The sequence below is a fragment of the Coxiella endosymbiont of Ornithodoros maritimus genome (genome assembly GCF_907164965.1).
GTDB lineage: Bacteria > Pseudomonadota > Gammaproteobacteria > Coxiellales > Coxiellaceae > Coxiella.
Map to the genome: position 1 here is coordinate 1 of NZ_CAJRAM010000048.1, position 12,488 is coordinate 12,488.

The window sequence follows — 12,488 nt, forward strand, 5'->3', positions numbered from 1 at the left end:
TCAACCCCTATAATCAATTGCTTCAATTAAAACAAACCTTTCCATTAATTCCGCCTGCTCAGAAGATAAATTCATCGCTTTCCTTCGTGTACGGAGCCGTTGCGCTTCATACGGGCTACTTCTAATAGTTTTTTTAAGTTTTCTTTGATACTCTATTATTTATTCAGACCTGCCATCAAGGAAGACCAATCATGAGAGATATTGCTTATACACTGATGGATGTTCTTCGAATGGAAGATAATCCCATTCATTCCTTACGTTTGAACGTAGTAGGAAATCCCAGGTAATCCAATATTGCTTAACTTGCGACGAGAGGCACTCATCCTATCTTCCCAGGCTTTTCAATGGTTAGTGGAATTATATAATCCTCCTTTTAATGCTTATCCTGTTGCACATATCATCCGTATAAGAAGATTTTTAACTTACCATATCTTTAAAAAAACTGTATCGAAAATACCCGGCTTAAAGAACGATAAGCTACTTCCTTGGAAAACGAAATAATGAATAAAGACCGTTTGGGGCGGGGTTATTTGCTAACGCTGTTTGAACTTTAGGGTATCCTGACCATTGACCAATATCGAAAGGATGCATCATGACTAATAATGAACGAATAAATTATCGGATAGCTAACATCGAGCCCTTCCTGAAGGAGAGGTTAAGCATATTGATTCTTACCTTCCTTCAGACTTGCTAAAAATCATAGGTAACTTTTCGAAGAGAAATTGAGCTTTTACTTTATTTCATCAAAGGCAACTTATTCAACATTAGCAACGTAGTTACGAAATTCAATTTCATCCGGAATCGATATTAACACCTGAAGGGGATCGGTGCTTAATTAATTTTTTTAAAAGCACTTTCTTACAAAAGAAAGTTTTTAGAAGATCGGTGACAAGCATTTTCCGTGCTGAATTTTAACTTTCGTTGGAATAATTATAGAAATGCTAACTACTTATTTAAATCAATTAATGCAAAAAATTTAACAAAAGTTCAATGTCGCTCTGCTATCTTTGAAATTATTAATGGAGCTCCGTCGAAACAAGTCGCTTCTTTTCTAGCGATTTTGCATAACAAACCAGAGACTGTGGATGAATTGTATGGTATGGTTTCTACCATGCAAAACCAAATGCTATCGCTTCCTTCCAGTGAAACGGTACTCGATATCGTCGGTACAGGCGGCGATAATGGCAACATGATAAATTATTTCCACAGCGGCCTTGCTGATCGTTGCTAGCTATAGTATTAAAGTTACTAAACATGGCAACCGCGTGGTTTTCTCTCAATCTAGCTGCCGATTTTTTAGATTCATTAAATATTCTCATTCGCCTTACACCTCAAGAAGCTAAAAACGTTTTAAAAGAACGCGGGTTCGTTTTTTTTTACGCGCCTGACTATCATCCTGCCATGAAATTAATTGCTTAAGCTCTGTTGAGATTATTGAAATTTACAATAATAACAAAAAATATTATCAACTAGATCCAAACAATTATAATTTGGATTATTGCACTCTATCTGACATTCAAGTCAGGGATTCTCTTTTAAATAAAAAATTAATATTAACGGAATTTTATGGGAAAGAAAGTGGAATTAGTGATACCATTATTCTCAATGCGGAGGTCACTTTTTATTTGATGAATGTTATTTTTAGCATTCAAAAAGGGATTGATCTCGCAAGCTGATTAAAAATAGAACCGTGATCAACTATATAGAAAAATTAAGAGTCGTTTCTTATGCATGATTATTTAAAAGCAATCTTTAAAAGTAAAAAGCAGGAGATTGTACATTTGAAAGCGAATTTCTCTTTCGACATTTTTTCTCTTTCAACTAAAAAAATCTCTTAAAAGAGTAATTTTTTCTACGCCTATAACTATCATTGTCGAAATTAAACGGCGTTCTACTACAAAAGGACATTTAGCCTAAATTGCTGATCCAGTCGCACTGGGAAAGCAATATCTTCAAGGAGGTGCTGTGGCAGTACCAGTCCTTACAGATAAACTTGCTTTTGATGGTTCTATTCGCAATTTACAGAAAGTCAGCCTTGCATTACGCGACAGATCTGTAACTGTCCTTCGCAAAGATTTTATTTTAGACCCTCTACAAATTGAGAAAGCTGGTGTCGCCAGTACCGATGCGATATTATTAATTGCAGCAATTTTAAAAGACGCAACAAAAACTTTATTACAAAAAGCGAATGAATGAAGTCTTGAAACGTTAGTGGAAGTCCATAATCGTCAAGAATTGAATCAAACTATTGAAATTAGTGCTGAAATTATCGGGGTCAACAAGCAAAACTTAACTATCTTTACGCTTAACCAAAATAACGCGCTCAAACTAAAACCTTATATTCCCGATCATATCATAAGCGTTGGTGAATCGGGAATTCACACCGTAGGCGATGCAAAACGTTATATTTCTGCTGATTATAACACCGCTCTCGTGGGAGAAGCGTTAGTTAAATAAAAGAACCTACAACAGTTTATTAGAGCTATTAAAGAAAATGACACAATAACCCTTAATTAAGTTATGCGGTATAAAAGATTCTGCGTTGACAAGTAAAGCCTTCCAAATGGGAGCAAATTTTATGGGCATTATCACCTATTCTAAATCAGAACGTTATTTAAATAATAAAATCGCTTAAAACCTCACAAAAGCTATTATAACAGGCCCGTAGCTGTTTTCGTTGATTTTCAGCCAAAGTCATGAAATCTTTTTTTAAATTAACGAAAATCGACGTCGTGCAATTGCACGGCGCTATTTCAAAAGCCGAACATCATTTATTGCCGGCTTCATTGCAACGCATTTATGTTCTCCCTGTTAATAAAAAATGGGTGATTTTAAAAGACGGCGTCAGAAGCCTTAAAGATTTAGATGGCAAAAGGGATTTTCTTTTATTTGATAATAAAATTGCTGGAAGTAGCCACGCCTACGAACTGAATCGATTTAATTATACTAGAAAATTCCGTTACTTTTTAGCAAGCAATCTGTCTCGTACGAATGTAAACCGCACAATTCAATTAACAAAACTACATGGAATAGACGTTTCCAGTGGTGTTGAAGATGGTAACAGCAACAAAAAATTAGCACTTATCCAATCTTTTATTACAAATATCCGAAAAAATCCGGCAGGGCGCCTTGGCACTTTTGGCGGTGGCCATGTCGCTGAAACTTTAATGGCTCTCCTACAAGAATTACAAGAATCTATGAGGTGCATTGTAAAATCAAATGTCTTTCAAACCACTTTTCACGACATTTTACAACATTACGCGAGTCGTCCAACGCTGTTAAGGGAAGCTAAACGATTGAATGCTTTTATTCAAGGTCTGCGTATTTTTTAAAGCGTGAAGATTTATTACATACCGGCGCACAAAAAATAAATAATGCCTTGGGACAATATTTGCTGGCTAAAAAACTGAAAAAGACTCGCATCATTGCTGAAACCGGTGGGACACAGCGCGGAGTGGCGAGTGCAACTGCCTGTGCTTATTTTGATTTGCGTTGTGATATTTATATGGGTGTCGAGGATATGAAACGCCAAACTCCTAATATAGAGCGAATGAAGTTATTAGGCGCCAATCTAATTTCCGTTTTAGTCGGATCGCAAACATTAAAAGACGCTGTTAATGAAATATTACGTGATTGGTCGGCTAGTTATGAAAATACTCACTATTCTTTAGGGTCAGCGTCAGGCCCGCATCCTTTTCCTGAAATGATGGCTCTTTTTCAGTCTGTTATTGCTAACGGAACCAAAACACAAAGCCATGAACAAAGGGGGAAACAACACGATGCTATTATCTCCTGCCTTGGCGGCGGTTCGAATGCGATCGGTATTTTTTCAGCGTTTATTGATGATTCTAACCGTAAGATTAATTGGCGTTGAAGCCGGTGGGAAAGGCAACTAACTGGGCGAGCATGCCGCGCGGATTAAACACCAAAGCAAAGGTGTCCTGCATGGCACTTATACTTATCTTTTACAAGATGACAATGGCCAAATTGCGAAGACGCACTCTATTTCAGCTGGTTTGGATTACCCAGCGATCAGACCACAACATGCTTTCTTTTTTGAAACTGGTCGAGCCATTTATACCAGCGTCAGCGATAAAGAGGCATTAACCGCATTCAAACTATCTATTAGCAAAAACTGAGGGCATTATTCCAGCACTGGAATCATTTCACTCGATAGCTTATTTATTAAAGGAAGGAAAGAAAAAATTTTTACGAAAGGCCATTGTCATCGTCAATTTATCAAGACGAGGCGGCAAAGATATTCCTGCACTGAAGGATTATAATTTATAACACAAGAATAAAAATAATGAACCGCACTGAACAACAATTTAAAAAGGTTCCTGCTTATGTCGCTTATTTAACAGCCGGCGACGGTAGCCTGGAGCGTTCATTAGAAAGTCTATTGGCTTTAGCAAAAGGCGGTGTTAATATTTTAGAAGTTGGCCTCCCATTTTCTGACCCTATTGCTGACCGGCCGGTGATTCAAGAAGCCAGCATCCGTGCGCTAGCTCAAGGCACTACTTTGCGCGGCGTATTAACATTAATAACGTCGTTTAGACAACACAGTGAGACAACACAGTGAAATTCCCATTATTTTATCCCCTTTTAGCGGCCGGCGATAAGATCTATCAGCAGATGAAATCGGCTGGTGTGGACGGTTGTTTAGTAGTTGATTTACCTGTAGAAGAAGCAGCCCCACATCTCACTGCTTGCAAAGCCGCAAAAATTACCTCAATTTTATTAATCTCACCCTCCAGAACACGAAAGCGTTTAAAAAAATTAATGAGTATAGAGAAGGGATGTTGTATTACGTTTGCGGACCTGGAATAACTGGCGCTCGAGCCACCCTCCCTGAAAATTTTCCCGCTACAATGAATCAGATAAAATCAACGACTAGCCTAGCCATTGTTACTGGTTTCGGCATCGCTAATCGAAAAATGGCCGCCCAAGCATTGCAATACGCTAACGGTTTTTTAGTCGGTTCGTTATTTGTAAAAGCCATCGCAGAAGGAATCAGCAAAACTGCATTAACTCGTCTTGCACAATCGCTCAACCCGCATCACCCCCAACCTACGACTCATCACCCCTCTTAGAAAAAAGACCTTTTAGCCATAAGGCTGAAGTGCCTGTCTAATCTGCGCGTATAGCTGCGGCAACCAGCGAGGATGTACAGCTCCATAGATTGGCGCATGCTAACGCAAGTCATCGGGAGCGATAATGACTTTGATATAGCGCTCTCCTACCAAATAAGCCAATACGAACAATTGTTCAATGGCTTTATTCCCAATGGGTATACATCCGATCGACGCATCGCTACCATGGATAAAGATATCGTCACCCAAATCATGGCGGTGATCCAACCTTGCATAATAGCGATCAGCGGAATTGGGATAATTAAGCATTAGTGATAAATCGAATCGGCTCGCCGGATTGAAGCCGGCAATTTTATAAACACCCTCAGGAACTTGATGATATCCCCATCATGCAGTTTAGGTCCCGGTCCGCCGCTTGAAGCTAAGATAGGGGAAGAACGAATGTAACGCCAAAGGCCTCAATCTTTCGCCCATAGCTGGACTCGATGGGAATTTTTGAATACGAGCAGTGAAATATCTTTCGGCGGATAACTCACCCCAGTCCGTTTAAAATAAGGCCCCAAATTTTTAAAAGCATAGCCGTGGTATTTTGAAATCGCGCTAGACATGTTGCGTTGAGGTCCGTGATGAATGAAAGCGCAACCGGTAAATGTTAAAGTAAGAAGAATAATGAAGAAAGGAGGAGTTTGCTTAAAGGAATTCGTTTCATAACCATTTGATGTTCCTTTCGATTATTGAGTTATTCTTTGTTTCCACTTTTCTTCATTACCATCTGCCCGCCGGCCACTATTATTATGTGATACACGAACGTCGCTTTAAATGGTTCCTTAACAGCGCTAGCTGTTGTTCTTTTCACGCAGAAAGGTTCTCTTTACCACTCTTTATCAGATCTGGGGTCCTGTCTTTTTTTGGCACCCGAGAAGCTTGGTTCGTTATTAGTATCTTTATGATCACTCAATTATTACTCATACGAATAGTCGCGGGGAAACGTTTCGAGGGCCCTATCACACCAAAAGGGAACGTTCCTATCTACAAAGCGAATGGGATTTTATGCTTTGATATTACGTTGACACTATTTTATATTTGTACTTATCAATTTCGATGCTTTCTCTCAACTATTATTTACGATCATTTTGGCGGTATTTTAAGCACAGGGTGAGGAAAAGCAAACGGTTCTACTGGCTTCTGGCTGCTAAGGAATTTCTCGGCATTTTCATCAGCTCCCTGAAATAGGCACTGCTTTTTTCTGGACAGTATCTGCATTATTTGCACATTTTTGCCTTATTTTAATTAACTTATTTAACTATTTTACTCACACATCGTTCGCTACACGACGAGAATCGTTGCCATAAAAAATATGGCTCCTATTGAAAAATTTATTGCCAACAGATACCCTCTCAGACAGTTCCTTATTTTTTAACTAAAAGATTCAATGCTATAGTAAAATGGCGAAAATCTGCAAATTAATCTCCCTCTTCCACTTGTGGAAAAGGTTAGGAAGAAGTTAAAAAATAAAAAGGTTAATCATGAATCAAACCACTTACATCGAAAAACAAAAACGATTATCACAATCCCAACTTTGGACAGGACAGCGAGCTTTTTACGATCAAAAAGGGGCTGAAGCTTGGGCGAGCGACGTACCTTTCTATATTACGAGTAATCCTTTTATTGCCAATTGTTACGCTAAATTAGTCATCCGATTTATTCAGGATTGGATTAATCAACATCCTGAATCAAGATACAAAACCTTTTACATTTTAGAATTGGGAGCGGGGAGTGGGCAATTTAGCTTTTTTGTATTAAAGCAACTAAGTTCCATTCAAGCTCAATTGAATTTATCACATCTTAATATCAAGTATGTAATGAGTGATTTTACTGAAAATAATGTAAGCTTTTGGCAAAATCAAAAAATACTTCTTCCTTTTCTTGAAAAAAAACAATTGGATTTCGCGGTCTATGATTTAGAAAACGATCAATCCATAACGCTGATTGAAAGCGGCACAGAGTTGCGGCCAAATTCGCTAAGCAACCCACTAATTGTTTTCGCTAATTATATTTTTGATAGCATCAAAGCTGACGTATTTACTATTAAAAATAAAAAAATCAAAGAATCGTTAGTCACGCTAAAATCAAAACAAAAAACTTCTTTCAGTAATGCTAAGATCAATTGGAAAAAAATACAAATTAAATTTACAGAACGGTCCATCCGCTATGATTATTATTCAAATAAAATTTTTGACGACATCCTTAATCAATACAAAGAACAGTTAAGAAACACGCAATTACTTTTTCCTTCAGGAGCACTTAAATGCTTGCAAAATTTAATTCAAATTAGTTGCGGCAAATTACTGTTAGTCTCCTCCGACAAAGGGTTCAACACTATTGACGAACTTAATGAATTAGACTACCCCGAATTAGATTTCCACGGTAGTTTTTCGCTAATGGTTAATTATCATGCTATTGGAGAATATTTTAAACGCGAGAACGGAGAAGCTTTTATTCAGACCCCACGAAAAGGTTTGGCTAGCGTTGTCTGCGCCGCCGGCTTCCAATTTGAAAAACTACCCGAAACGCAAAATTTTTTAATCGATAGTATCGAAGGTTTTAGTCCTTCAGACTATTTTAATTTTTATGAAAATTTTTTAAAAATAGCAACTAAAGCTTCTTTTGAAATGTTGTTATCTTTTTTATGTTTCTCTCAGTGGGATCCGCTCCTATTTTACCAAATTCATGATGAGTTAATGAAACGGTTGAATAAAGCAGACGAACAAATGATCCATTACCTTAAAAAAAATCTATCCCTTATTGCTGATAATTTCTATTATGTTCCAGGATGCGATGATATTTTCTTTGCCATTGGTATGTTGTATTACGAGCTCGATGAGTATCAAAAGGCAATTCATTATTACTTAGAATCAGAAAAGCATTTTGGGCCGAGATTTGAATCAATCTACAACATCGGGTTATGTCATTTTTATGCAAAACACTATAAATCAGCAGTTAATTATTTTAAAAAAGCACTCGAACTCAATCCAAGAGCTAAAATGGCGAAGAATTTATTAACTAAAGCAAAACATAAAAAGTAATATCTATTTATTTTAGAGTTCGTCGTTTCCGTGCGTAGGCTGCCTACCGACAGACAAAGAATCGAAGGCTTTCACGGCCGAAGCCACGGGAGTCCTGGCTAAAAGGCTAAGAAAAGCACCATCGGTGTTTTTCTTAGCCTTTTAGCCGGAATTCTCCCGACTCGGCCGTGAAGGTTTTGTATGCTTCAATTAATACAGCAGATGCCCCCGCGGGAGGACGACGGGTTTTTAAGTTTTTCACGCTTCACCACGGGTGGGTAATGATAGAGGCCCCTTGTGTTAAGAAGCTTTGAAAGGAACAAGGTGAATGAAAGAGAAGCATCAACTTTACAGCCATTAGGGGTTTATGCTTAAGTTGACGCCTAGGTGCGCAGCGGGGAAATGACAAACTCCAAATTAGAATTGCTATAACACAGGCTCACTACTGAAGTTTTTATCTCTTTTGATAAGTTTACTTGATAAATAAAGTGACGATCCCTGCAATTGATAATCCGATTGGCATAATGCTTAATGCCAATCTGATTATGCGGAGTATAAATCCGCCCATCATAATAACGAAATTCGCAAAAGCAATAGCCGTTCCTGAAATCTTATGAGGATTATTTTCTTTACTTAAAGTGAAACATAATGGATGCGGACCACAACAAATACCAAAAAGAAATAATAACGGATGTAACACATAAATAGGCAAGCCATTCAAATATAAAATTAGACTGGCCACGATGGCTGCTAAAAAAGAAGCGATCAACAAGGGTATTTTCCGAGTTCCCAAAATATTAGATAACACCCCACTGCCAAAACTTGACATTATCCAACCGAATAACACAATTGACACGCCCCACGACGCTTGTTCTGGAGACAAATGGTGTACATAATGCAGGTAAGGGATCGCCCAAACATCTAAAAATACCGACGAAGGCAAATATAATAGGGAACCCACAATACCGATAAACCACATTTGTCGATTCTTTATAATTCCCAAGAGGTAATCGCCCAATTGGCGATAACTAATGGCCGCCATTTCCGTGGTTGCTTCTTCTTTGGGTTTATCACGAATAATTAATAATATCGCTACAATTAAATCTATTCCCATAAACAATGGGAAATACATCACAAAATGAAAACCATTAATTTTCACACTATGAGTTAAATAAATATCAGTCAAAATCTCCGCCACCATTCCGCATCCTGTCACAACGCCAGTGGCCGTGCCAAAATATTTACGAGGAAGCGAAGTAGCCGCTAACTTTAGCGTCGTTACATAAGCAAAGGCGGAACCAAACTCCACCATAAACGACCCATTAATGCGAAGTCAAACTCTTTAAAAGAAGCAAAAATGAAAACGCCAGGGGTACCGATTATTGAAGCAATTATTAAGGATCGCCGTGGCCCAATGCGATCCACCATCACTCCCACAGGCAACTGGAGTGGCGTATAAGCAAAATAATAAAAAGAAGTGAGCAATCCGAAACCACTGGCAGTGATGTTAAAGTAACTGCGTAATTCATATTCCATGACGCTAAGATACACTCGCAGCAAGTAAGTAAAACAATAATAAGCAACGCCCGTAAAAAAATGATCCATGCTATCATTTCAGGGCGAGGCCTGTCAGGTGATGATGATAGATAAGTACCATCTTTTGCAAAAGCGCGCCACTTTCTTCGCTATGATCGTGATCGTCCATAACGCCCCTTTCTATTTACGCAAGTTCAATGCCCGTCGGGCTAATATAGATACCTTATTGAATGGGTGACGTCAATGACTTGGAGTCGCTACAAGTTTTCGGTCTTTCAAAGAGAAGTCGAGAGACGAGGACGAGTAGGGACAACGTTATCACCGTTTCCTGCACAACAACCCCTTTTAGTTTCTTCCTCAAAGGAACCAGTTACTTCTTCTGATGCAATTGGCTGAAGCGGCTTTTCCGATTTTTCCTTTAAAGAAAAACCAAAAAATTTTATTCCTAAATAGGGCAGTTTTGCATTTGCAAATTTTTCTTCAGTGATATTTACAATATATTCTTTATCCTATTTGTTAATCTTTTCGAGCATTTCTAAAACCTGAGTTTTTTGTACCCCTACATCACCAGTAAACGGCTGTGAGGTTTCCTCTGTTTCTTTAGTGCCAATAAATTTCAAAAGCCAATCCATAAAATTATTATACCTTTCAAACCGTGGCAGAAAAATTACTAAGAATCTCGTTATGGCTCGATAATTAACAAACCTTGCATAAAATTCGCATAATTTCCAAACACAGGTTTTATAAATTTAACAAAAATATCATTCGCGTGAACGGAAGACGCTAAAGCGCCCATGTCCACAACCGACGCAATAGCCAAACTAAAAATACTGATATAAATTGCCCTGCTAACAAAACACGAACTGCATTTTTAAACCAATGACTTTGTGGATTATAGACAGCAAAGCTCATTGAAAGAAAAAGTCTCAGTGTGATATCAATAGAATCTAAGACGGAAACAGTGTAAAAAACAATATTAATTATAGCCGTTAAATCTGCGAATATAGGAAGATCTCCTACTCCGTTATGCACATGATTCCATCCTTTTTTTGACAAGTCCTTCCACAACCACCAGGTGCGCCTCCAGCACCTAAAAAAGAAATTTAGCAGCGATAAAATTAAACCATGACTCGAGGAGGTAATCTGTTTTTTCCTCAGGTGTTTGTAACTGAGTAAATAAGTTATCAAAAGAACGTTTACTCAACATTTTATTCTTTGGATCCATCGCATCGACCTTCAAGAAAAAATGCGGATGTGCCTTTATTTTCCTGTAAAATTAGGTGCAAATAAAAATCTTCTTTATTATAACGAACTTTCCGACAAGGCGAAATGAACTTTTCATTAAATCGCGGACATAAATCGCTTAAACCAAATCCACATGTAAGCCATGAAACTATTAACCCAACCACGGCTAAAATACAAAATACCTTGGAAGAGAGGGTTCTCCCAAAGCTTCCCAGCTCCTTCAGAAGCTAACGTTATCCCACTAATAACGGGTATTACGCCCACACAAAGACTAACCTCCTCGATATAGTTTTTATCAACGCTGATTACTCGCAACCGTTTACCAAGGACATAATCAAAAAACACATACGTAAATATCATGTTGATAAAACCAGAAATAATCGCCTCACCAACGTTTTTTTGATCCCCAATCACAAATATTGGGACCCCTGTCAGGATTATTCTCTATTACAGTAAGATGAAAGTCCTTGTCATCAGCATGAACGATAATTCCATTGTAATTTTGTAGTTTATTATCTGTTAAGTCGGTGGCTTCATTTATTCTCAGAGTGGTGGGGTCACTCTCTCTTCGACCGTTATATTGATATGTATGATTTTGTCCGTGTGATTGTATTGTTGGTGGAGACCCATAAAGAAACCTCACTCTTATTTTTGGTTCGCCCACACTAACAGCTGCTAAATCAAACCGTCAATATAATTCGATTAAATTTTGATTTATAACTTAAAAGCAAATTAATTATTGGATTAAGCAATTAAGAGAATATTAAAATAATGATTTCATTTGAGGCCTGTGATAATATGCCAGTCACTTCAGGAGCGCCCGTAGCTCAGTTGGATAGAGTAACCGGCTTCGAACCGGTTGGCCGGGGGTTCGAATCCCTCCGGGCGCGCCAACTTTCCGTTAAAAATTAATTAGTTACTTTTTAATAATTTCTTAAGCTTAAGGTGGCGTCATTAAGCTAGCTTTGTTCCATCCGAAGCATTTTATGAATGAGCACGCCTAATTTTTCTTCGGTAATAAAAGAGCTGTAGAATACGAAAGTAGAAGAAATGTGGATAGAACGTAAGAGTCGGCAGATCATCCGAGCAAAAAATCGCGAGAATTCTTTTTTCTGTACCATAGATAGAGATGATTATAGAGGTTATTTAGGGGAAGGTAATTTTGAGTCTGTATACCGAGCTTATTCTATAGATAAGGAAGGCAAAATCAATAAAAAGACCCTCTCCTAGGCTGTAAAGAGTTTTGACCTTAAGAAAAAAATAATACAATGGAGGGGATTATAGAAGAAGCTAAAATATTTTCCAGATATTATCAGATCGGCGGATGGCAATACACCTAAAAAATAAATAAATTGTATCTTTTTCTAGGATTTATTCCCGGCGAATCGCTTGAAATATTATTAACAAAATTAGCCGGAAAGAAACTTCAATTAACCTTTGAACAAAGAATCGAACTTATTTTTTATATCGTGCAACAACTGAATCTCTTTCGCCATTATACCCTTTCTACAGGTTCTATAGGAAAACCCACTGTCCATTATGATTTAAA

The 12,488-nt window shown here is 37.8% G+C and carries 8 protein-coding genes, 1 tRNA gene and 6 pseudogenes; 10 read left to right on the plus strand and 5 right to left on the minus strand.

Annotated elements, in window-relative coordinates:
- Positions 1-783 precede the first annotated feature (783 nt).
- From OWO34_RS09790 to trpA, 7 genes and pseudogenes are all read left to right on the plus strand, one after another.
- On the plus strand, positions 784-915 hold the full coding sequence (locus OWO34_RS09790) for a hypothetical protein (protein ID WP_407647520.1): 132 nt from the start codon (positions 784-786) through the stop codon (positions 913-915).
- Complete coding sequence (locus OWO34_RS05165) at positions 902-1,231, plus strand: hypothetical protein (protein ID WP_267256782.1); 330 nt, start codon at positions 902-904, stop codon at positions 1,229-1,231. The genes OWO34_RS09790 and OWO34_RS05165 overlap by 14 nt, the downstream gene beginning before the upstream one ends.
- Positions 1,232-1,254: 23 nt before the next feature.
- Positions 1,255-1,419, plus strand: coding sequence for a hypothetical protein (locus OWO34_RS05170; protein WP_267256783.1), 165 nt, complete (start codon positions 1,255-1,257; stop codon positions 1,417-1,419).
- Between the two features lie 20 nt (positions 1,420-1,439).
- Positions 1,440-1,676 (plus strand): hypothetical protein, encoded by a 237-nt coding sequence (locus tag OWO34_RS05175; RefSeq protein WP_267256799.1) that lies wholly within the window; start codon positions 1,440-1,442, stop codon positions 1,674-1,676.
- A gap of 51 nt (positions 1,677-1,727) precedes the next feature.
- A pseudogene (locus tag OWO34_RS05180) lies at positions 1,728-2,457 on the plus strand (indole-3-glycerol-phosphate synthase).
- A gap of 55 nt (positions 2,458-2,512) precedes the next feature.
- Positions 2,513-4,290, plus strand: a pseudogene (locus OWO34_RS05185) (bifunctional phosphoribosylanthranilate isomerase/tryptophan synthase subunit beta).
- A gap of 16 nt (positions 4,291-4,306) precedes the next feature.
- Positions 4,307-5,109 (plus strand): annotated as a pseudogene (gene trpA, locus OWO34_RS05190) (tryptophan synthase subunit alpha).
- On the opposite strand, the pseudogene OWO34_RS05195 reads toward trpA, so the two are convergent.
- A pseudogene (locus OWO34_RS05195) lies at positions 5,106-5,808 on the minus strand (L,D-transpeptidase family protein). The pseudogenes trpA and OWO34_RS05195 overlap by 4 nt on opposite strands.
- 19 nt (positions 5,809-5,827) lie before the next feature.
- Here OWO34_RS05195 and OWO34_RS05200 point away from each other — a divergent pair.
- Positions 5,828-6,560, plus strand: a pseudogene (locus OWO34_RS05200) (hypothetical protein).
- A 59-nt stretch (positions 6,561-6,619) separates the two neighbouring features.
- On the plus strand, positions 6,620-8,179 hold the full coding sequence (locus OWO34_RS05205) for a tetratricopeptide repeat protein (RefSeq protein WP_267256784.1): 1,560 nt from the start codon (positions 6,620-6,622) through the stop codon (positions 8,177-8,179).
- Positions 8,180-8,630: 451 nt separating this feature from the next.
- On the opposite strand, the pseudogene OWO34_RS05215 reads toward OWO34_RS05205, so the two are convergent.
- The 4 genes and pseudogenes from OWO34_RS05215 to OWO34_RS05230 all read right to left on the minus strand — a co-directional run bounded on the left by OWO34_RS05215 (position 8,631) and on the right by OWO34_RS05230 (position 11,353).
- Positions 8,631-9,863 (minus strand): annotated as a pseudogene (locus OWO34_RS05215) (MFS transporter).
- Between the two features lie 340 nt (positions 9,864-10,203).
- A complete protein-coding gene (locus OWO34_RS05220) occupies positions 10,204-10,326 on the minus strand; it encodes a hypothetical protein (RefSeq protein ID WP_267256785.1) in 123 nt (40 codons plus the stop codon).
- Between the two features lie 151 nt (positions 10,327-10,477).
- A complete protein-coding gene (locus OWO34_RS05225) occupies positions 10,478-10,726 on the minus strand; it encodes a hypothetical protein (RefSeq protein ID WP_267256786.1) in 249 nt (82 codons plus the stop codon).
- A gap of 309 nt (positions 10,727-11,035) precedes the next feature.
- A complete protein-coding gene (locus OWO34_RS05230) occupies positions 11,036-11,353 on the minus strand; it encodes a hypothetical protein (RefSeq protein WP_267256787.1) in 318 nt (105 codons plus the stop codon).
- A 402-nt stretch (positions 11,354-11,755) separates the two neighbouring features.
- On the opposite strand from OWO34_RS05230, the gene OWO34_RS05235 reads away from it, so the two are divergent.
- A tRNA-Arg gene (locus OWO34_RS05235) sits at positions 11,756-11,832 on the plus strand.
- Positions 11,833-12,488: the final 656 nt, after the last annotated feature.